Source organism: Ktedonobacteraceae bacterium, from assembly GCA_035653615.1.
Classification (GTDB): domain Bacteria; phylum Chloroflexota; class Ktedonobacteria; order Ktedonobacterales; family Ktedonobacteraceae; genus DASRBN01.
Window position 1 is genome coordinate 333,670 of record DASRBN010000037.1, and the last position, 20,677, is coordinate 354,346.

Genomic DNA, 20,677 nt, shown 5'->3' on the forward strand with positions numbered 1-20,677 from the left:
GGTAGCGAGCCCTCCGGCATAAAGCTAATGCTGGCGCGTCACGACGAAGTCAATTAGCTCGTCCAGTACCTGCCGATTGGGCGAGGGTGGGAAATGATAGAGCGCGGCGCGCGCTTTAGCAGCGTAAGATTCTGCCTCTGCGATGGCATGATCGACGCTACCGCCTTCAACGACCCAGTTCACGACCGCGCGAATATCATCTTCATCGTGTACCTGCCCGTTAAGCAATCGCGTGACCGTCTGATGATGTCCGTTGTAGGGGTGTTCCTGCAGGGCGTAAATCAAAGGTAGCGTAACCATGCCCTGTCGCAGATCATTACCGGCGGGTTTGCCAATGGTTGATTGATCCTGCGTATAGTCCAGCACGTCGTCGATGATCTGAAAGGCAATGCCGAGGTTCATGCCATAGTCTTCAAGCAGTTGGATCTCTTCGAGGGTCGCCTCGCTAACGATGGCGCCGCCTTTGCAGCAGGCGGCAATCAGGCGCGCGGTTTTGTGACTGATCTTCTCGTAATATGTTTCTAACGTCAGGTCGATACGGCCCGCGGTCATCATCTCTAGAATTGTGCCTTCGCAGACGGTCGCGACCGTATCAGAAAAGAGGTGATCGATACGGTTATCATTGATATCGGCGATCAGGCCCGCTGTTTTGGCAAAGTAATAGTCGCCAAGCAGGATCGCGATATTATTCCCAAACAAGGAATTGACGGTGGGCTTGCCCCGCCGTGTCATCGCATTATCGACGATATCGTCATGAATGAGGGTTGCTAAATGGACCATCTCGAAGGCAACGCTCAGAGGCAACAGTTTATCGAAATGGTAGGTATTCAATTTGCCTGAAAGCAGGGTCAGGGCCGTTCTCAGGCGTTTGCCCGGTGAGCCTAGTGCATGCATCGAAGCAGAATTGAGAATATCGAGTCCGGAGGTAGCTCGTTCCTCAAACATGCGATCTACCTTTTCAAGATCAGGCTCGATACCGGCAAAAAGACGGCTCAAAGTGGCCGAGTCATTCATAATACTACTCTCCATTCCGGGCAACTTGTGGCACCCAGGTACATGTATCTATCCGTCCTGTTGGGCGTGCTCCACCCGAAAAGCTATTCAGCGAGCTTGAACAGGGCGAAAAGAGAAAGAAAAGCGGACTGTACAACACCGTACGCCGCCTCTCAAGAACCGTTATCTATTTATTTATATTCATTCACTTCAAATTATAGCACGTGGTGGCCCTGTTTATACAATAGACGTGGTATCCAGCTCCATCAGGTCTTCCTGCACGAATCCCTCCGTCAAATTGAATTCTTCCAGCGCGTCCATCGCTGTCCGGTACTCTTCCCAGGTGAGCCGGCGGTTCAAAATGGGATCATTGACGGCTTTCCAGGCGGGAAAGTATTGATCCATCAGGCTGACGGGTGTATCGGGACCAAGTTCTTCCGCTATCCAGCGCAACACCTCGCGCGTGCCCGAAATGTCTTCCGGCATCACCAGGTGGCGAATCAGCAGGCCGCGCCGCGCGATGCCCTCTTCATCAACCTCCAACGGGCCAACCTGGCGATACATCTCTCGCAACGTCGCCTGGTTGGATTCGACGTAATGCGGCATTTTCGAGGTGCGCAACGCGTGTTTGTTGTCGGAATATTTGGAATCGGGCAGGTAGATATCGACTACGCCATCCAGCAGTTTCAGTGTCTCCAGGTTCTCGTACCCGGCGCAGTTGTAGACGAGCGGCAGGCGCAATCCCTTGCCGCAGGCGATGACCAGGGCTGCAAGTATCTGGGGCACGAAATGCGTCGGCGTTACCAGGTCCAGGTTGTGGCAGCGTTTCTTTTGCAGGTACATCATCATATCGGCCAGTCGCTCGGGTCCGACGCGATGCCCTAATCCCCCCTGGCTCAATGAGAAATTCTGGCAATACGTACAGCGCGCCTGGCAGTAGCCGAAGAAAATGGTGCCTGCGCCACGCGTGCCGCTGATCGGCGGTTCCTCGCGGCGATGGACATTCCAGGATGCCACGATTGCTTCAGTCCCTGAGCGGCACACGCCGGTTTTGCCCGCGATACGGTTGCAGCGACAATTTTGCGGGCAGATGGTACACTGGCGCAGCACCTCCCAGGCCGTGTCAGCCCGTTCCGCCAGTTCGCCCGTTTCATATAGTTGAAGATAGCCTGGATAGAGCATGGAAGTTATACCTCTAGTGTTAGCAAGCGTTTCGGCGTTTCGATCAGCATGATATCCAATTCTTGCTGGGAGACGCCCGCGTGTCGTAAGCGTGGCACAATATTGCGCAGCAAATGATCCCAGCCCCAACCTCCATAGCGATGAAACTGGATGCGCGTGCAGATATCATGCGCCAGTGTCACCTGTGCCCCGTAACCTTTTTCCAGCAGGCGCAGCAGGCACTCGATGCGCTGGGTATCGCGTGGCTCCTGCGCAAAGCTACGATCAAAATAGGTTTCCGAACCAAATGTGTCGAACGAGAGTACCGCCCCCCGTTCGGCGATACGCGCGTGCCATTGCGGCTCGACCAGCTCGTCGCAATGACTGATGGCGACTCTGGTCAGGTCCGCGCCCTCCTCTTCCAGGATATCCAGGATGCGCAGGTGTTCGTGTCCCCATATCAAGGGATGAACATTGATGCTGGCTCCTGTCTGGCGCTGCACGCGAGCCGCGGCCCGCAGCTGGCGTTCCTCGAATGGATAGATGGGAGAACTGGTTCCTAATTCTCCCATCAGTCCCGCGCGTATCGTTGTGCCATACAAGCCCTCGCTGAGCCAGCGCAGGAAATCATCCGCGATTTCCCCGGTGCTGCGCTCATGCAAGGATTCTGGCAGCAAGGGCTGCCGGTAGTAGCCACATCCCGCTATCACGTGGATGCCGGTACGTTCAGCGATGCGACAAAGCGCCTCCGGGTCGGGCTTAATACCGATGGTGGTCATATCGATGAGACTATTTCCACCTGCATCTTTGTAATAGAGTAGTTCGTGTATGCTTAACTCGGGATCGTCGATCAACAGGTTGGGCCGCGAATCGTATGGGTTGCGCAGCAGCGCGCCCAGATTTTCCAGGGTTGGCTCTTGATCGACCAGGTATGCTCGTTTCGCGGGCGGATCATCCCACAGGCCGCGCAGGTCGATCAGTACATGCTCGTGACCCAGCGTAATGCCGAGCTCGTCGGGAGCAATAGGGCCTAGCACCGTTCTAATGATCGAGTTGTTCCTGGCTTTGTCCGACTGAGACATAACACGAACCCTATTCCGCAAGCACTACTTATCAACTACGACTTCGGCCACTTGAAGCCGCGCTGCGATGGTTTTGGAACGTCCGCTCCTGCCATGGGAGAACTCTTCTTTTCCCTGGATTTTCTGCCGCGCGCGACCTGGCTCGCTTTACGGGCAGGTGGTTTTGCAGTCATCGCGGCTTTAGGCTTTGCGCTCTTTTTAGGAGGTGTTCCAGGTAGCGCTTTTACCCGTTTGCGCGGAACCTCTTCTCGCGCTACCTCAGGTTGTGTCCTTTTCGGCTCGACACGAGAGACCAGGGCGCCCGTTTCCTGTGAGACATCCGTCCAGAATTCCGCGTTCTTGCGCTGGATGCGTCGTGGCCCTTTCAAGACGCGCCCATCGGGAAGGCGTGTCACATGCTGCTCTTCCACCTGCTCCGTGTTGTCTTCATATGGTCGCCGCTGTTCGGCACGATGCCTGGGGGCCTCAGAGGTGTTGAAGGACTCGTAATCGCCTTCATACAGCTCGTCTTCCGGTGTAGCCTCGTTGGCATACCTGCGCGGCTGCCGCGCGTAATGTTCGCGCTGCCCCTGTGGGCGGCTCTGCCAGCGTGGATTGTGAGTATCGTGCCGCGAATCACCATGCTCAGGCCGGTAATTTCGATCATACCTATCGTAACTACGTGGCGAGCGGTCATTACGGTCAAACTCCCTGCGCTGCCGGTTAGCGCCGGGATAGCCTCGTTGCTCGTAGCCCCTGTCATGGTCCCGGTCGCGCGAGTTGGGCCGGTTATCGGAGTACCCGGCATGCTCGCGGTAATCGCGACGCTCGCCGCGTTCTCCCGGCCTGCCTGTCCTGTCCTGGTAACCGCGGCGTTCGCCATAGCGAGGCTCGTCAAAATTGCGCCTGCCAGAGTCGTAGGAGCGAGAACGGGGACCGCGATTGCTTTCGGGAGCGCGGTCATCTTGCCGGTAATTGCCCTGGCGGTTTTCATATGGCCGGCGGCCATTCGTGTTGCGACCATATTGAGCGGGAGAACGATCAAATTGCCGGTCGCGCCGCCCGTAATCGCGGCCCGGTTGCCCGGCATTGTCGTTGTTTCTACTGCGTGGGCGGTAGTCCGCGTGATTGTGTTGTGCCCCAGTCTCCCATCCACGATCTACCGCGCTGCGATTGAGTCGAGGTCGAGCAGGACGAGGAGACCGCTCATCTCCGTACCTGCCTGAGGAATAATTGCGAGAGGACGGTCGCACGTCGTCTCGCCTCTGCTTCTTGAAATCTCTGGTCATGTGTCCTTTCCAAATTGGGCGAATAAAGGATAGAGGTAGGTATACTTTTGCGAGGAGGACGTGTAGACGTGATCTGCTCCCTATCAGCATCCGTCGGTCATTCTGCACCCGCTCCTGATTGTAGCGCACGTCGATACATGAGATTAGATGGCCTGAATGGAAATTGTGCGCCGGGTATAGTATAGCACACCGTTCAGGGTGTGTCTAATAAGCGTGCTTTTGAGCTTTTGATGATTTTTAGCCGGCGGCTTCTGTGGGCAGGGCATGGCTTTTGCCCTGCGGCTCGGCCTCATCGTAGCGTCTCTGTACCATATAGAACTCCGTGAGATCGGCGAGGGTTTCTGCGACGTCAGGGTGATCTGGTCCCGCGTGCTGTTCGGACAGAGCCAGCGCGCGCCGGTAGGTGGCCTCAGCCTCTTCATGCTCGCTACCCAGAACTCGCAGGCAAAATTTGGCCCTCTGCTTCGTTTAACATGTAGAACCCTTCTACGGGTGAGTTGATGGAGGAATCATGGTCAGAAAAGCCGCGGAAGCCACACCGAATAAACTACAGCGGGTGGCGCGCAAGGAGCGAGGCTGGACCCAACAGCAGCTTGCCCAAACGTAGCAGCTACGTATCCGAAACTGGTTACCGATCTTGCTTGCAAAACGTCATCAATTAGAGAACTCCTCGTTGTAAGGCAGGGTTCTAGCGTGCTTTACTGTACAACACACAATCGAAGAAAGGAACATGCTATGCTCACTGTTCGAGATGCCCTCAATCGGGCCTACAATCTGCTTGGTGTTGGTGTTGTCGCCATCAGTTCTCTGGCGTTTTTCTCCGATCTGCCATCGGAAATCGATCAGCTTTCCCATATCGTGGACGAGGTTCTGCTGGGAGTGCTGGCGCTGGTGGCCTTTGTCTGGTACCTGATCGGGCGCAACAAATATACGCGCACGGTCATACCCATTGTCTTCGCCGTTGTCGCTCTGGCAATCAAAGTCCTGGGTCTGGTGCTGGAAATCAAAGATCCCGAAGACCGCGGGGATGAGTATGGCGCGCTCGTTCTCTTTGTCGTCCTCATCATCGTGCTGGTCTGGCAATACATCGCCGCCCGCCGCCTGGCAGCACAGACCCAGGGGACGGAACAGGTTCCGCAGGCCGCCCAGGCCGATTGATCCTATGCCAGGAGAAGAAGGAAAGGGATCTCTATCAAAAGCGGCGATAGCTAGCAAAATAGGTAGAGAAATAACTAATGTCACAGCATATTCAGGATGTGCCTCAGCATAACCAGCGCGCGCAAATCAGCGATGCGACGGCGGCGATTCAGGAGAGGCAGCTTCACCTCAACCAGAATATCACGCCTGGGGAAATGTAATATCAAATCTGGCCGGAGAATGATCAAGGCGGGAGATGCAGGAGGGCCAGTGAAAGGCAACTCTGACAGAGTTCGAGGGCTGTTATCCCTCAGATTTTTGCACATGCAAGCTGGCGGGCGAATATGTGAGGCACACCCTATCTCATCACTGCGTTGGCGTTGGGGGCGGCGTGGGAACCGCCCCCTCATGTAATGGCACGCCGGTGTAGTTCAGCGTCCCGCTGCCATACATCGCGAGCAGTTCTTGCGGCAACTCATCCGGCAGCAATGGCCGTAGCATGATCTGATAGTAGAGTCCGTTTTCCAGAAAATCTCCCTCTTGCTGGCCATTAAGGAGCCTGGAAATTGCCTCGCTCTGCTGCGCGCTTAGCAGTATGGCGCTGTGAGGCACTGTATAGATCAGACACCCCGTATCGGCGTTGGGACTGGTAATATCTTGCGGAATGAGGCCGCATTCAAATGTAGCTGCCTGGTACAGCGTAAAATCATTCATTGACCAGGTAGGAATATTCTGTGACAGGTTTGGGCTGAAGTCCTGGTGAACAAGCAGCGCCGTATCCGGGCTGGTGTAGGGATGCAGCGGCCCCTGCACGGCATTTTGAATACTGGTAATCGCACTACCCAGGCTCTTATAATCCGCCAGGGCCTGGGCGCTCTCACTCTCCGGCAGATTTCCGAATGGGCCATAGATATATTGATATTGCTTCCCATTGACAGACAATAGAAGCACAGTCGCGTTCTGATCAGGTACATCGTAAAACGTCTGCTGGCTCAATTTAAGCAAGTTATCGCTATCCACCACCGTATTCAGTAATTGTTGCAGCGATGTAGCCTCCATCCTGCCCTCCTGCATCTGCAAGCCGGGGCCAAGAATGAACATACCATCGCCATAGATGCTGATATCAGGACTCATCTCAAGCGATCCAAGATTACCCCCCCCGTAAAATGTGCGAATAAGCACGTCCTGAGAGCTGGTGCTATACGTAATGGTTCCATTGCTGGTCGATAAAGAGGCTTTCTGGCTTGTACCGCTTGACGACGAGGAGCCTCCCAGGTTGCAAGCTGCAAAAAGCATCATCAATATGCAAGCGAGGACAAGAAAGCAACCAGGCCTGGCAAAAGTAAAATATCTGGAACGAGACCAGGAAGCAGGAATGCCAGGTATTGCGCCCTGCCGGGCATCATTGTGAAATCGCGTGAAATCGAGGGGACCCATCAAAGAACTCCTACAATAGATTTTCTGCTAAATCTATTGTAGCAGGTGAACGGCGGAATGTCTTGTGGAGAGAGCTTTTCGAAACTGCAATGAAAAAAGAGGGTTGGTATGCCAGTCTACGGCATACCAACCCTCTTCTCACCATTTCGTACAATCCAACCGATTGATCACACCATCGTTGCTATGACGCCCTCTGGCTCAGGAGCGGTATTCTCCATGCCCTCGGCAACGTCGCTGGCGACGTTCTTCTTGCCTTTCAGCGCAATCTCCTTGATGAAGAAGACTGAGATGAGGCCGAGGATCATGATGACCAGGCTCAGCACAAAGACATTATGAATGCCCTGCGCCAGGCCGATTCTCACTGCCTCGATTACCTGGTTGAGCAGTGCCACCGCCTGCGGACCGCTCTTAGCCGCCGCGGACTGCATCTGCGCCAGTGCATCCGGCGACAGCAAGATCTGCGGGTTGTTGAACGCGGCCAGGAATTTTGCCGGGACAGCCTGCTTGACTGCCGCGGGCAGCGCGTTCTGGAACGCGGGCAGGTAGGCAGAGGTCATGACCGAACCCATGGCGGCGAGACCAATCGTGCCACCGATCTGCCGGAAGAAGACCAGCGCCGAGGTCGCCTGGCCAATCTTCTTCGGCAGGGCATTCTGCACAATCAACGTGTACAGCGCCATACCGAAGCCCATGCCGAAACCGAGTACCAGCATGGCGACCAGTACGTCCGTGTTCGTCGAATGCACATCCAGGCGTACCATCATATACGTGCCGATGACGCTCACCGCCATACCGAAGATCGCGATCCACTTGTATTTGCCCAGGCGCGAAACGAGCTGGCCGGAGATGATGCTGCCTACAATTGAGGTCAGCATCAAGGGCGTCAGGATCAGGCCGCTGCTGGTGGCGGAGCTACCAACCACGCCCTGCACGAAGAGCGGGATGAAGAAGATGCTGCCGAACAGTCCCATCCCAAAGATGATCGTTACCACGGTTGAGACGCTGAAGATGCTGTTTTTGAACAGGCTTGGCTCGATAATCGGCTGCCCGCCGCGTCTCTCCAGCCATGCCTGGTAGACGACGAAGATGGTCAGGACAATCGCCGAACCCGCGAACAGGCCGATAATCTGCGGCGAGAGCCAGTCGTATTGCGTTCCCGCCCACGTGAAGCTGAGCAGCAGCGGAACTGTTCCCAGTACGAGCAGAGCCGCACCCGTGTAATCAATCGAGATCTGCTTCGCTTTGCCACGCAGCGTGGGCATCAGGAAGATCAGCACCAGTAGAGCTACCAGGCCGATGGGCAGGTTGACGTAGAAGACCCAGCGCCAGGTCGAGTTCTGCGTGATCCAGCCACCAAGCGTCGGGCCGACAATTGCCGACAGTCCCCAGACGCCGCCGGTTACGCCCTGCCATTTGCCGCGCTCGCGGGGAGTGAACAGGTCGCCGACAATGGCGATGGCAATCGGCATCAGAGCGCCCGCGCCGATACCCTGGAAGGCACGGAACGCAATCAACTCGTTCATCGATTGGGAAGCGCCCGAAAGCGCTGAACCGATCAGGAAGATGACGACGCCAAACAGGAAAATGGGTTTGCGACCAATCAGATCAGAGAGTTTACCATAGATCGGTACGACGACAGTTGAAGTAAGCAGGTAAGCCGTTGAAACCCAGGTATAACGATCAAAGCCTTGCAAATCAGCGATGACTCGCGGCATAGCCGTGGAGACAATCGTCTGATCCAGCGAGGCGAGCAGCATGACCATCAGCACACCTAGCATGGTCAGCAGCGTATCGCGCCTGGAAAAGAGTGGCGCCTCATATTCTTCTACTTGCTTTGCGCTATTTGATGTCAGAGCCAGGGCATCAGATTGCGCTGATGAATTTTTCATGAGTAAGTAATCTCCTTAGACAGTAATTCCTTTAAAGTAGATGCGAGCAAGGTGTTTGGCCAGTTCATTGGCCGGGATATGCTCCTCATTCAATAAGCGTGAATAACTTCTTGGCGACATGAAACTGAAGAATGTGCTGAGCATAACAGCCGTTGGGATCGAGCTATCAAACTCGCCCGCAGCCTTCCCCTCTTCAAACAACGTGGTCATATCAGCACCGATTTCCTCCCATAAATCGCGCACGCAGGCTTTCCTCTCTAGAATATTCTGTTTGAGTTCGGCAAAGTTGGTGATCGAGTAGAACAACTGCATGCGCCTTGTGAAGAGGCTGCCATATAATTGTTCAAGGATAACTTCAGCCTTTGCGCGAGGCGTCAAAGAGGATGAGGCAAGCGTCGTTTTGATCAATTGCAGCAGCCTTTCCATATCGCGCTGAAAGATCGCGACGACCAGGTCCTCTTTGCTGGGAAAGTGCAGGTACACTGTTCCCTTGGCGATCCCCACGCGGGCCGCGATTTCATCTATGGACGTTTCATAATAGCCTTTTTCCATCAATACTTTTTCCGCCTCCTGAAGAATAAGCTCCTCGCGTTCCTGGCGTTGCTTCTCTTTGAGCGAGCGATGTGCGGTAACGGGTTGCATCATTGCGCCTCCGTAATCTTCTATCTTTGACCGAGACGATATTTTCTGACAATAATAACAAAGTTTGAACGACAAGTATTCCATTTGACTTGATAGTCATAATTTTACGTGAAAGTCAGAGAATTGTCAAGAGAGAAGAAGCTGATGATTCCCATAAGCCTCCAGAACGAAAATATACGGAGGATTGTCATTCACGCGATCTGATCAGAAACTGATGATTCCCCATAAGCCTCCACGACGAGGTGAGTTCGCGCCGGCTCGGGAGCGTGCCAGAGATTCTTCGCTGCGCTCAGCATGACAGGCCCGGAGACAGCCAGCTGTCTCCGGGCCTGTCATGCTGAGCGCAGCGAAGAATCTCCCGACCACCCTTCACTCATCTGAGACATCTTATCTGAGCCGACGGACTTATGGGTTAATCACCGGTGAAAAATGATTTTGAGGCCGCTCATACACGAGCGGCTTCCTTTTTGGCCCCCGCAATCCTTGCCCACCCCTCCCTGGCGTTAGTCACTTCAGGCTTCCAGTCGCTTACCTCTTTAAAGCGGCGATTTGAGATGCGCAGGCTGCGACACATCATGTCATATATGACGCCCAGCATCATTCGCATGATCGGGGCGGGAATATGTAGCAGGCGTTTGCGTCCCACGGCCTGGGCCATCAATGTGAGAACCTCGCTGCGTGTAAGCGGTTCATCGTCGACGATATCGTAAACATCTGAAGGAACGGATGGCTCGAGGGCTGCGACGATGGCCCTGCCGGCATCCGGCACCCATATTTGTGACAGGTAGCCATCGCTGCTTCCTGGAAATGTCGCGATCCCTTTGCGGGCATAGTTGATCTGTTCCAGTGTTGTCGGCGATTCAAGACCATAGAATCCTCCCATGCGCAAAGAGATGCCGCGACGTCCTTCTCCGGCGAACCGTGCGACGGCGGCTTCGGCATCGAGCGTAGAACGCAGTGTGGGAGTTGGCCGCACAGGCGATGTTTCGGCGTCGATCCATCTATCACCACTATCTGGATAGACGGAAGCAAAACTGGGATAGATGAAGGTATGCACTCCGCCCACCGCAAGCGCCGCCTCGACCAGATTATTTGTTCCCTCGCGCCGGATGCGATCATTTTCTTGCCAGGCCGATAGCTTACCCATCTGCATAGTTGGAGGAATCCTGGTCGCCAGGTGCAATATGGCGTCACAACCGGCCACAGCGTGTTTCAATGACTCCACATCGAACAGATCGGCGCTTACCGGCTCTGCCCCCATCCGTTCCAGTACCCTCCTATTCTCCTGCGAGCGGCTCAAGGCCTGCACATGGTGTCCTCTGGCAATCAATAGAGGTACGACGGCATTCCCAAGTACGCGTGTAGCTCCGGTAACAAAGATCTTCATGGTTTTTTCCTTTCTAAACAATGTTCTTTATTGCTGTCTTTTATCGTTACAGGAAGAAGCTCTTCTTGTTCATCGAGCTTCGGAAAGGAGACGAGTGTACTTTCGTAAATGTGACACTTTTCTGATGATTACCTGGAAGTCCGTTAGCTCAGATGCAGCGATCCGGCTGAGTGAAGCGAAGAATCCCCTCCCCAGCATGTCATGCTGAGTGAAGCGAAGAATCCCCTCCCCGGCATGTCATGCTGAGCGAAGCGAAGAATCCCTCGCGAACTTGTGAAGAATCACCAGGCCCCTTTCCTTTGACCATAAGCTATTTAAGGGCTACAATAGGTATGGAGTTCTAATGAGGAAGAGAACTATGGAAAACTTTGAAACATACCGGCCCCTGCTGTTCTCGATTGCTTATCGTATGACGGGCAGCGCGAGCGAGGCCGAGGATATCGTTCAGGAAGCATATTTGCGTTACCACAATGCGGCAGCGAGCGAGGTACGCTCCTTGAAGTCATTCCTCATCACCATCGTTGTTCATCTGTGCCTGGATTATCTCAAATCGGCGCGTGTTGAGCGCGAGCAGTACATCGGTCAATGGTTGCCCGAACCGGTGCTGACGAAGGACAACGACCTGGCGCCGTTGGCAAAAGTCGAGCAGTACGAATCTATTTCACTGGCATTTCTGGTAATGCTGGAGACGCTCACTCCGCCTGAGCGAGCCGTCTTTTTGCTGCACGAGGTCTTTGATTACTCGTTCCAGGAGATTGCGGAGATCATCAATAAGAGTCCGGCCAATTGTCGCCAGATCTTTCACCGCGCCAGCGAGCATCTTGCTGAGCGGCAACATCGCTTCAATCCCTCACCTGAAACGCATCGCCGGCTGATAGATCGATTTCTTGCCGCCTGTCGATCAGGCAATATCTCGGCCCTCACCGAGTTGTTGGCCAGGGATGTCACGGCCTGGGCCGATGGAGGGGGCAAAGTGCAGACGGTTCCACGCCCCATCTTCGGCCAGCGGTCTGTCGCGCGCTTCTATATTGCCATCACGCCCAAACTCTCCCCCGACATCACTACTACTATCGATGAGATCAATGGCGCTCCGGCGCTGCTGGGCTGGATGGGGTCGAATCTGGAATGGGTCTTGACGCTCGATGTTGTGGATGAGCATATACAGGGCTTGCGCCTGGTTATGAATCCCGATAAGCTCGCTTTTATCCGGCGACAACTGGAGGAGCGGCGACGCTAACCCAATGCGTCTACCACCTCATCATCCAGCTTCGTGAGGTCTTCGAAATTGCGGTTGTACAGGCGCGCGTAGAGGCCATCCTGGGCCAGTAGTTCTTGATGCGTGCCTCGTTCGACGATGCGGCCCTCGTTCAGCACCAGAATCTGGTCGGCGCGTTCGACGGTCGTGAGACGGTGGGCGACGACAATGGTGGTGCGTCCCTGCATCAGGCGGTTGAGCGCGTCCTGAACCAGGGCCTCGGATTCGTTATCCAGCGAGGCGGTCGCTTCATCGAGTAAGAGGATGCGCGGGTTGTGCAGCAGGGCACGAGCGATGGCAATGCGCTGTCTCTGGCCTGCCGAGAGCTTGACACCCCGCTCGCCTACCTTCGTTTGCATACCTTCGGGCAAATTTTCGATGAAGCCCATGGCATTAGCTGCCCTGGCTGCCGCGCGAATCTCCTCATCCGTAGCGTCGAGGCGGCCATAACGAATATTCTCGGCAATCGAATCGCCGAAAAGTACCGGTTCCTGGGGTACGATGGCGATCTGCTCGCGCAAAGAGCGTACCAGCACCGAGCGAATATCATAGCCATCTATACGAATTGTCCCATGTTGTATCTCATATAGCCGTAATATGAGTGCCAATGTGGTTGTCTTGCCCGCGCCGCTTGGCCCGACCAGGGCAACGACCTGTCCTGGCTTTGCTTCGAACGTGACATCATGTAGTATCTCGACAGGGGTTGATGTCGTATGGTCTTGCCCATCCGAATTGCCGGCGGAATTCAAGAGTAGGGGATAGGCAAAGGATACCTTTTCAAAGGTAATATGGCCGCTGGCAGGGGGCAGGGGAGACGCGGAAGCGTCATCGATGGCAAGTTCCACCGGCTCATCCAACAGGGCGAAGACGCGCTCCGAGGCTCCGATTGCTGCCTGAATCTGAGCATAGAGGCCGCTCAGTGATAGTAGCGGCCCAACCAGCATGAACAGGTAGAACAGGAATGCGATAAGGTCGCCGATGGTCAGGTGCCCGGCCAGCACTTCGCGCCCGCCCACCCACAGGACAATGGCCAGCGCGACAAAGCCGATGAACTGGTTGATCGGTCCGAGCAGAGATTGAGCCACGGCACGACTCAGGGCCTTGCGTAAGGACTGCCCCATGCGCGTGTTGAATCGCTGTTCCTCGTAATCCTCGCGCGCGAACGCTTTGACGACACGCTGCGCGGAAAGCGCCTCTTCCAGCACTATTCCGGCATCGCCCAGGCCCTCCTGCACGCCCCGCGTCGTCGTGCGGATACGTCGTCCCAGAACGGACAGAGCGAGACCGGTCAGAGGCCCAACCACCAGGATTACCAGGCTGATGCGCCAGTTGATGAGTATGACAATAATGACGCTGCCAATAAGTGTTACCACCTGCGAAACAATTGGCAGGATATTGTTGGTTAGCGAAGTTTGCAGAACCGTCACATCGTTCGTGACCCGGCTCATCAATTCTCCTGTGCGCCTGTGATCAAAGAAGCTCATCGGCAGGCGCTGTAAATGCTTGAATAGTTTTGTACGCAAGTCGAATGAGAGCCGCTCTCCCAGTGAGGTAATGAGGTAGCTCTGCACTGCTTCCAACAACGATTGTACGAGAAAAACTCCCAGCAGCACCACGACCACTATGTTCAACAGTTGCTCGTTATGCTGTACCAGGATAGAATTCAGCAGCGTGCGAATGACGAGTGGAAAGAGCAATCCCAGGCCGGTCGTTATCACCAGCAGGAACGAGGCCGCGATTAATGCCCACCGGTACGGCCTCAAGAGGGACAGGATGCGGCGCAACGGAATGTTGATTCTGGTTCTGGTCTTGCGCGAGGGAAACGACGTGTTGGAAAGAGGGGCAGGCTCTTCCTGCCGCTCTCGGATTGCTTCGGCCACGGCTGGTCCTTTCGTTATGATGGCCTCTATCTAATAAGAAAAGTACTGCTTTCTTTCTTACGATGCAAGGCCCGCCAGGGTTGCTAAAACTGGAGATTGACAAGAGGTCCAGAATCGTTTCTGTGTTTTAAGGGCGCTTGAACTCTACGGCACCACAAATTTAGATTTTGGGGATACACTTATCATTGCCTCAATGGAGCAGGAGCATTCACAAATTCTTTACTCGTATGATACTGGGTTTGATCGTATCAAGGGAGTCACACGGCAGGAACCCTAATCGTCGCATCCGTCCTCGCCACAACAGCACGCCTCCCCCGTCCGAGCTTCATGCAGCGCCTCGCGTCCCTCGCGCACGATGAAGTAGACCAGGACAAGCGCGGCGAGCGAATCGGCCCACCATAGGCCGAAGAGGGCGTTGAGCAGCAGACCGGCCAGCAGCGTGAAGGACATGTAGGCACAGGTGATGCTGCACATGGCATCGCCTTTGAGAGCGGGACTGTGAATATGCTTTGCCACGCGCAATTTTCCCTGCCAGAGCAATGGCATGATGATGGCGGCTGCGATGGCCAGGCCGGTACCCCACCAGGAGACCTGGGGCCGGCTTTGCGTGAATAGCGCGAATGCGCTGCTGGCGACAATATAAAGGCCGAGTCCGAAGAGGCTAAAGGCAGTGATCCAGGCGGCACGGCGCTCTGCATGTTCGATGGCTTCGGTCGAGCCGCCGCGCTGCTCAACCAGCAGGCGCCATAACAGGACGCTACCAGCGATGAGTTCGATGATGCTATCGAGGCCAAACCCTTCCAGGGAGACGCTATGTGCTAGAAAACCTGCCGTGATGGCGATGCCGGCCTCGATAACCATCCAGGAAAGGGAGATCAATTCGATCCAGGTGCCGAGTCGCACCTGGTGGGCGCGTCCTTGAGCTTGTAATTGCGTGTTATCGGAAGCTGCTCGCGCCTGCTGGGCCATTACGAAGCCTCACTCTGTTGCCGGAGAGGCTGCGCGGGTACGCTCTGCTGTGGCTCTGAATCATGTGAGTGACCATTGCACCTGTCTTTTGCCGCCTCCATGTGGCAATACAGTCCATCCATTTCGCAGCATTTCCCCTTGTGATCGTCGCACTCGAACTGAATCGTGGTATGCGTGATGTGATATTTTTCGCTCAGCATGTTGTTCAGGGATTGCAGGATGGGGGCGCTACCGCTGGGCGGCAAATCCTTGATGAGGGCATGGCACGAGAGCGCGTTCATATTGTTGGTAATGCTCCACACATGCAGATCATGCACATCCTTCACGCCATCGATATTCACCATGTCATCGACCAGGTCCGGCATGGAGATATTCTTCGGAACAGACTCCATCAGGATATCGATGGTTTCGCGTAGGATGTGCCATGCTCCGATGCCAATCAACGCGGCGATGCCGACTGACAGGATAGGGTCAACAATCGTCCAGCCGGTCAGCAGAATGATGATACCGGCCACGATGACGCCTGCTGAAGCGCCAACATCGCCAAAGACGTGCAAGGCGGCGGCGCGTGCGTTGAGGTTATCGCTCTCTTTACGCAGGCCGAAGCCAATGAAGAGATTGACGGCGATACCAAGGCCGGCCGCCAGAAACATAATCAAGGGTTGGACAGGTTCGGGGTGCTGGAAGCGTTGAATGGCCTCCCATAGAATGACCAGCGCAATGATGATCAATGTCATGGCGTTGACGAAAGCGGCGAGAATACCTACGCGGTGGTAGCCGAATGTTTTGCGGGCGTTGGCGGGTCGTTCCGCCTGTACCGTGGCAAACCATGCCAGGCCAAGCGCGAAGATGTCGGTAACAACATGCCCGGCATCTGAGAGCAGGGCCAGCGAGTTCGCGAAAAAGCCACCGGTCAGTTCTGCCACCAGTATCAGCATGGTCAGGAAAAAGGCTACACGCAGTGTCTGTTTTGCCATGCCATGCGAGTGATCGTGAGTGTGAGTATGGTTATGTCCGGCATGTGCATTCATAGTGCTCATACCATCACCACCGCTTCTCTTTTCACGCTGCCGCCCGCCGCCGCTTCAGTTGAGTGGGATAGGCCCAATTCGAGCAACTGGCGAATATGATCATCGACCAGCCGGTAATAGACCACGCGGCCAACTTTGCGCATAGCGACAATATGGTGGCTGCGCAAGACGCGCAGTTGATGCGAGATGGTGGTGTCGTCGCGACCAAGCCCCGTAGCGAGGTCGCAGACGCACAGTTCGCCGGTAGGCGAGTTCAACAGGGCATAGACCACCTGCAGGCGTGTGGGATCGCTCAGTACCGCAAAGAGGGACGCGACCCGCGTAGCGGTATCGGTTTGCAGCAGATTGCGCCGCACTGTCACGACATGTTCAGGATGTATGCAACGGTCCTGGCACACGTCTTCACGTTCATTATCAGAAGGTGAAACCTCAATTGGAAGCTCTAAAGGCCGGGATGCCATATTTCCTTATCCATCCATTCTATGAATACCTGTACATCCATGCAGCTATTCTGCTAGTAATATAGCATTTTGGCGGCAGTTTTGCAAGGATGAAGTGATGACAGATGTGGTATGCTGGTGAAAGACTGAGAAAAGATGTTCGCATGTAGAAAGGATAGTAGCCAGGAATGTCCGATCAAGATACCCGGCTTGACGACCCTATGTCTCGCCGTACAATGATGAAAGGATTGGCAGCATTAGCCTTGACAATAATCGGAGCAGGATGCGCTTCATCTGGCTCTTCATCAACTATTACTCCCACACCAACTGCTACTCCCCTACGTCCAGGAAGCATCATTTACACCTATAAGGGTCATTCGGATCAGGTCTTGACCGTGGCATGGTCGCCTGCTGGCAATCGCATTGCATCTGGCTCGCGTGATAAGACTGTGCAGGTCTGGGATGCATTTAGCAGCAAGCACGCTCAAGTCTATCGCGGGCATACGAATGCTGTGGCATCGGTGGCATGGTCCCCTGATAGTAAGTACATTGCCTCCGCTTCCTGGGACAGAACTGTGCAGGTCTGGAACGCCTCCACGGGAGAACCTTTCTTTACTTATTGCGGACATAGCGCGCAGGTAATGTCTGTGGTATGGTCTTCTGATGGGAAATACGTTGCATCAGGTTCGACAGATAAAAGCGTGCAGGTCTGGAATGCCTTGACCGGTTCTGTCCTGTTTCCCTATCATGGACATACCGGGGGAGTGACAGTAGTAGCATGGTCACCCGATGGGAAATATATCGCGTCAGGTTCGACAGATAAAAGCGTGCAAATTTGGGATGCGGCCACCGGCAAGCGCGTCTTTACTTATCATGGACACACAGATGAGATAACCGCGATTAGCTGGTCACCCGATAGCAGGTACATTGCCTCAGGCTCGGTGGATAAAAGCGTGCAAACCTGGGATGTCTCCACAGGGAGGGTTCTCTATACCTATCGTGGGTATAATGTAGAGCAGGCGCGCAGCAATCCCACAAAAGGCGTCTTACCGGATCTCATTTATGCTGTGGCCTGGTCGCACAACGGCAAGCGCATTGCGGCGGTCACCCAGGTCTATTGCGGTGACGACTGTGGAGTGCTTTTGACCTGGGATGCGCTCACCGAAGCTCATTTTACTTTTTACCCCACCGCGCCGATGTACGCCCTGGCATGGTCGCCCGATGACCGGTATTTCGTGACGGCCGTTTCTCCTGGAGGCGATGTTTCGGGAGGAATGCCGGTTGTACAGATATTGCAAGTGTAGCCTGATTTAGAAGATACGATTGCATCGATACCATTGCTGGTGGTACACTAAGGCGTGTCTATTTCAACTCAACTGGCGACTACAAACAATACCTGGTGGCGGCAACTACGCCTGCGCCTGACTATACTCTATCTGATCGTTGCCTGTTTTCTGCTCGTATTAAGCGCGATAGGGCATGCGCGCATATTGAGCCAGAATGGAGAGACCTTTGGCGGGTTTTTCTGGGGCATCGATACAGATGGGCAGGTGGATATTGTCTCAGTGCCCGCGCAGCTTCCCCCTCTAGATGCTTCGCCCGCTTCCCTTACCGGCAGCGATCACCTCGTAGGGGTCAATGGCAAGAATATTTCTGCCCTATCTAATGTCTACGCGCACGCTCATCCAGGTCAGTCGATCACGTATACAGTCGAGCAGAATGGCAAACGGATTCAGTTTACGAGACCGGCTGTGACGTTTACCTGGCAGATGTGGCTTCAGAATTATGGCCTGGCGCTTTTTGCCGGTATCAGCTGGCTCGTGGTGGGCGGTATCCTTCTAGCTACAGCGAAGGAATGGACAGGAGCGGTCGAGGGCATCACACTGCTGCCGCCTGCCATGCTCTTCTTGCTCTACAGCCATTGGGGCAACGTGCAGCATGCATATGCGCCCGATGCCATTTTCCAGCTACTATGGGCTCCATCGTTTGCTCTGCTGGGTGCGGCATTCATCCATCTGAGCCTGACATACCGGCCGGAGGCTTTGAGTAGCCACCGCAGGCCTGACCTCAAAATCGATGGCTTTCCCTATCTGCCATTGATAGCCCTGGTTGCTTACGATCTCGGTACCTATTTCATCAGGGGCAGTGTACCGGCACGCATTCAATTCACCATCACGCTCGGCTACGCGGTGCTTGGCGGCGTTTTGAGCCTCATCATTGGAATCTGGTCCTTGCTGCGTATCAGTCATTTGTTGCCGGGAACAAGCATTCCAGAAAATATTCGTCGCCGCCTTGGTGATCTATTGACATTGTGGATCGGTGGTGTCGGATTGGGCTTCTGCCTGGGCATCCTGCCGATTCTGCTGACTGGCAGGCCCTTGTTGCCCCTGGAAATCTTTTACGTGCTGGCTACCGTCTATCCCTTGCTCCTGTGGTACGCCATACGCTCATTGCGTTTGATCGAACGCCTGGAAATGACGCTTGCGCAGCGCGAGCAGGCGCTGCGCGAGCAACAGAAAACAGAGGTCGAATTGCGTCGCGCCAACATGGAACTGCAACGGGCCACCTCATTGCTGCTGCATGCCGACGCGCACCTGCGCTCATTGCTCTCCCAACGCATTCACGATCAACCCAAGCAGCAGGCTCTGCGCATCCGCTCGCTGTTAGGACACTGGCAGCACAAATTGAAGGTGGAAGCCGAGCGTGATCCCTATGTGAAGAACCTGGTGCAGCCTGTCATCGAAGCGCTGGGAAAGGTGCGCAAGATTAGCGAGGAGCTGGAAGGCGATCTGCGAGGATTGCAATTGCTGGTAGAAGATGCGTACCAGCGCCGCAGCCTGGGCTTAAAACTGCATCTTGAGAAGTTGATTCGCGAAGACCTGCCCTCGCTGCATCCCGAATCGCAATTGAAAGTCCAGTCTGATCTATGGGCATTGGACGAGTTGAACCCGGACTTTGAGCAGACCGCCGAGGGAGAAAAGATCGTCGAGGCTATCTCGTATACGGTGACGCAGGCACTGCTCAACGTCTATAACCACGCCGGGGCAAGTTACGCGACCGTGCGCACAGTACGCTCTCAGGATGCTCTTGAAGTCTATATTATCGATGATGGGCGCGGCTTCGAGACGAGCGCGATTTCCCCTGAGAAAACGAGCCTGTTCAAGGCGCAGCTAAAAGCGCGCGAGGCAGGTGGCACGCTTATTATTCGCTCCATTCCTCGCCCGCAGGCGCAGCACGGCACGACGGTGATCCTGCGTTTGCCTTTGAAAGAGGCTCAGCGCCCGAAGCATTCCGGGCCTTTGTCGCCTTCGATGGTAGAAGAGTTGTGAGATTATTCCGGTCGCAACCCTGCATACGCCTCGTATGCGTGAGCCAGCAGCACGCGCCTGCCAGGATCGCTCGGTGCGCCATCGATGGCGAAGAAGTTATAGAGTTCGCTGACCAGGTTCTCAAGCGGCCCCATGTTTGGTTTTCCCTTGTTGTTGAGAAAGCCCATACGCAGCGCGATTTCGTCATTGCTCAGGCCCATCGCAATGAGTGAGGCACACTCTTCCTGGCGCGGCGTCAGGCGCTGGCCGCGGAGCTTCTTCAGCAAGTAATTCAGCACTTCTGGATCGACGAACGTCTCGTGACGGCGCACAATAATAGTAGCTATATGCTCGAGATAGCCAGGCTCCATGTTGCTGAAAAGCGCGTAGCCATGCAGGCCCTGCTGTTTGCCGCCCGCGCGTTTCGGTATGCCGCGCCTGGTATATTCACGCCGGAAAACCTCAGCCGCCAGCGTCCAGCTGGGGTCCTGGGTGTAGATGACGACGCGCAACCCGGGGGCAATTTCGAGCAGAGCTCGCCCCAATTCCACGCCGTTCTCATTGCCGAGTCGCAGATCGGAGAGCACGAGCCAGTCCGTCAGCGCCGGATCGCCGGAATTTTCCTTGCCGGCAGTCTCTACCACTTCCATGGCGCCGGCAGCGTTGCCCGCCTGGGCATACAGGCATAATTGTGGCGTCTCTTCCACAAAATCGCACACCCCACGCCGTTTGACGGGCGTATCATCAATAACTATGACAGGAATAGCCTTGTCTTGCATCATTGGTAGTATATCACGG

18 protein-coding genes are annotated in these 20,677 nt (G+C 55.0%); 5 read left to right on the forward strand and 13 right to left on the reverse strand.

The features are described from left to right. Nucleotides 1-24 precede the first annotated feature (24 nt). From VFA09_22550 to VFA09_22565, 4 genes are all read right to left on the reverse strand, one after another. On the reverse strand, nt 25-1,014 hold the full coding sequence (locus tag VFA09_22550; GenBank protein ID HZU70069.1) for a polyprenyl synthetase family protein: 990 nt from the start codon (nt 1,012-1,014) through the stop codon (nt 25-27). A 216-nt stretch (nt 1,015-1,230) separates the two neighbouring features. After that, nucleotides 1,231-2,175 (reverse strand): radical SAM protein, encoded by a 945-nt coding sequence (locus VFA09_22555; protein ID HZU70070.1) that lies wholly within the window; start codon nt 2,173-2,175, stop codon nt 1,231-1,233. A 5-nt stretch (nt 2,176-2,180) separates the two neighbouring features. Further along, the gene (locus VFA09_22560) at nt 2,181-3,236 is read right to left on the reverse strand and encodes a hypothetical protein (protein ID HZU70071.1); all 1,056 of its coding nucleotides are present in this window, start codon (nt 3,234-3,236) and stop codon (nt 2,181-2,183) included. A 35-nt stretch (nt 3,237-3,271) separates the two neighbouring features. Then, nucleotides 3,272-4,504, reverse strand: a complete 1,233-nt coding sequence (locus VFA09_22565) for a hypothetical protein (GenBank protein ID HZU70072.1) — start codon at nt 4,502-4,504, stop codon at nt 3,272-3,274. A gap of 735 nt (nt 4,505-5,239) precedes the next feature. On the opposite strand from VFA09_22565, the gene VFA09_22570 reads away from it, so the two are divergent. Further along, on the forward strand, nt 5,240-5,662 hold the full coding sequence (locus VFA09_22570) for a hypothetical protein (protein HZU70073.1): 423 nt from the start codon (nt 5,240-5,242) through the stop codon (nt 5,660-5,662). 77 nt (nt 5,663-5,739) lie between these two features. Beyond that, entirely contained in the window at nt 5,740-5,862 is a 123-nt protein-coding gene (locus VFA09_22575; GenBank protein ID HZU70074.1) for a hypothetical protein, read from the forward strand. A 145-nt stretch (nt 5,863-6,007) separates the two neighbouring features. Here VFA09_22575 and VFA09_22580 read toward each other — a convergent pair whose 3' ends face one another. From VFA09_22580 to VFA09_22595, 4 genes are all read right to left on the reverse strand, one after another. Then, on the reverse strand, nt 6,008-7,078 hold the full coding sequence (locus tag VFA09_22580; protein ID HZU70075.1) for a hypothetical protein: 1,071 nt from the start codon (nt 7,076-7,078) through the stop codon (nt 6,008-6,010). Nucleotides 7,079-7,245: 167 nt separating this feature from the next. Further along, nucleotides 7,246-8,967, reverse strand: a complete 1,722-nt coding sequence (locus VFA09_22585) for an MDR family MFS transporter (protein ID HZU70076.1) — start codon at nt 8,965-8,967, stop codon at nt 7,246-7,248. A 15-nt stretch (nt 8,968-8,982) separates the two neighbouring features. Beyond that, entirely contained in the window at nt 8,983-9,612 is a 630-nt protein-coding gene (locus VFA09_22590) for a TetR/AcrR family transcriptional regulator (protein ID HZU70077.1), read from the reverse strand. Between the two features lie 442 nt (nt 9,613-10,054). Further along, nucleotides 10,055-10,996 carry an NAD(P)-dependent oxidoreductase gene (locus VFA09_22595; protein ID HZU70078.1) on the reverse strand — a complete coding sequence of 314 codons (942 nt, stop codon included), beginning with the start codon at nt 10,994-10,996 and terminating at the stop codon, nt 10,055-10,057. A gap of 358 nt (nt 10,997-11,354) precedes the next feature. On the opposite strand from VFA09_22595, the gene VFA09_22600 reads away from it, so the two are divergent. Beyond that, on the forward strand, nt 11,355-12,233 hold the full coding sequence (locus VFA09_22600) for an RNA polymerase sigma-70 factor (GenBank protein HZU70079.1): 879 nt from the start codon (nt 11,355-11,357) through the stop codon (nt 12,231-12,233). Here the strand turns inward: VFA09_22600 and VFA09_22605 are convergent. From VFA09_22605 to VFA09_22620, 4 genes are all read right to left on the reverse strand, one after another. Further along, nucleotides 12,230-14,131: an ABC transporter ATP-binding protein gene (locus VFA09_22605; protein HZU70080.1), complete on the reverse strand. Its 1,902-nt coding sequence runs from the start codon at nt 14,129-14,131 to the stop codon at nt 12,230-12,232. The two genes, VFA09_22600 and VFA09_22605, sit on opposite strands and share 4 nt — an antisense overlap. 273 nt (nt 14,132-14,404) lie before the next feature. Continuing rightward, a complete protein-coding gene (locus tag VFA09_22610) occupies nt 14,405-15,100 on the reverse strand; it encodes a cation transporter (GenBank protein HZU70081.1) in 696 nt (231 codons plus the stop codon). After that, a complete protein-coding gene (locus VFA09_22615; protein ID HZU70082.1) occupies nt 15,100-16,140 on the reverse strand; it encodes a cation diffusion facilitator family transporter in 1,041 nt (346 codons plus the stop codon). The genes VFA09_22610 and VFA09_22615 overlap by 1 nt, the downstream gene beginning before the upstream one ends. Further along, nucleotides 16,137-16,592, reverse strand: a complete 456-nt coding sequence (locus VFA09_22620; protein ID HZU70083.1) for a metalloregulator ArsR/SmtB family transcription factor — start codon at nt 16,590-16,592, stop codon at nt 16,137-16,139. Before VFA09_22620 ends, VFA09_22615 begins: the two co-directional genes overlap by 4 nt. 167 nt (nt 16,593-16,759) lie before the next feature. Here VFA09_22620 and VFA09_22625 point away from each other — a divergent pair, with 167 nt between their 5' ends. Next, nucleotides 16,760-17,875 (forward strand): WD40 repeat domain-containing protein, encoded by a 1,116-nt coding sequence (locus VFA09_22625; GenBank protein ID HZU70084.1) that lies wholly within the window; start codon nt 16,760-16,762, stop codon nt 17,873-17,875. 54 nt (nt 17,876-17,929) lie between these two features. Next, nucleotides 17,930-19,900, forward strand: coding sequence for a hypothetical protein (locus tag VFA09_22630; GenBank protein ID HZU70085.1), 1,971 nt, complete (start codon nt 17,930-17,932; stop codon nt 19,898-19,900). 2 nt (nt 19,901-19,902) lie between these two features. Here the strand turns inward: VFA09_22630 and VFA09_22635 are convergent, their stop codons facing one another. Beyond that, nucleotides 19,903-20,661 carry a hypothetical protein gene (locus tag VFA09_22635; protein HZU70086.1) on the reverse strand — a complete coding sequence of 253 codons (759 nt, stop codon included), beginning with the start codon at nt 20,659-20,661 and terminating at the stop codon, nt 19,903-19,905. Nucleotides 20,662-20,677: the final 16 nt, after the last annotated feature.

What these genes read in the sequence shown, in the direction of transcription:
- VFA09_22620 (HZU70083.1), bottom strand. Translation starts at nt 16,592, where the DNA reads ATGGCATCCCGGCCTTTAGAGCTTCCAATTGAGGTTTCACCTTCTGAT.
- VFA09_22560 (HZU70071.1), bottom strand. Translation starts at nt 3,236, where the DNA reads ATGTCTCAGTCGGACAAAGCCAGGAACAACTCGATCATTAGAACGGTG.
- VFA09_22550 (HZU70069.1), bottom strand. Translation starts at nt 1,014, where the DNA reads ATGAATGACTCGGCCACTTTGAGCCGTCTTTTTGCCGGTATCGAGCCT.
- VFA09_22625 (HZU70084.1), top strand. Translation starts at nt 16,760, where the DNA reads ATGTCCGATCAAGATACCCGGCTTGACGACCCTATGTCTCGCCGTACA.
- VFA09_22610 (HZU70081.1), bottom strand. Translation starts at nt 15,100, where the DNA reads ATGGCCCAGCAGGCGCGAGCAGCTTCCGATAACACGCAATTACAAGCT.
- VFA09_22575 (HZU70074.1), top strand. Translation starts at nt 5,740, where the DNA reads ATGTCACAGCATATTCAGGATGTGCCTCAGCATAACCAGCGCGCGCAA.
- VFA09_22585 (HZU70076.1), bottom strand. Translation starts at nt 8,967, where the DNA reads ATGAAAAATTCATCAGCGCAATCTGATGCCCTGGCTCTGACATCAAAT.
- VFA09_22555 (HZU70070.1), bottom strand. Translation starts at nt 2,175, where the DNA reads ATGCTCTATCCAGGCTATCTTCAACTATATGAAACGGGCGAACTGGCG.
- VFA09_22580 (HZU70075.1), bottom strand. Translation starts at nt 7,078, where the DNA reads ATGGGTCCCCTCGATTTCACGCGATTTCACAATGATGCCCGGCAGGGC.
- VFA09_22570 (HZU70073.1), top strand. Translation starts at nt 5,240, where the DNA reads ATGCTCACTGTTCGAGATGCCCTCAATCGGGCCTACAATCTGCTTGGT.
- VFA09_22615 (HZU70082.1), bottom strand. Translation starts at nt 16,140, where the DNA reads ATGAGCACTATGAATGCACATGCCGGACATAACCATACTCACACTCAC.
- VFA09_22635 (HZU70086.1), bottom strand. Translation starts at nt 20,661, where the DNA reads ATGATGCAAGACAAGGCTATTCCTGTCATAGTTATTGATGATACGCCC.
- VFA09_22595 (HZU70078.1), bottom strand. Translation starts at nt 10,996, where the DNA reads ATGAAGATCTTTGTTACCGGAGCTACACGCGTACTTGGGAATGCCGTC.
- VFA09_22590 (HZU70077.1), bottom strand. Translation starts at nt 9,612, where the DNA reads ATGATGCAACCCGTTACCGCACATCGCTCGCTCAAAGAGAAGCAACGC.
- VFA09_22565 (HZU70072.1), bottom strand. Translation starts at nt 4,504, where the DNA reads ATGACCAGAGATTTCAAGAAGCAGAGGCGAGACGACGTGCGACCGTCC.
- VFA09_22600 (HZU70079.1), top strand. Translation starts at nt 11,355, where the DNA reads ATGGAAAACTTTGAAACATACCGGCCCCTGCTGTTCTCGATTGCTTAT.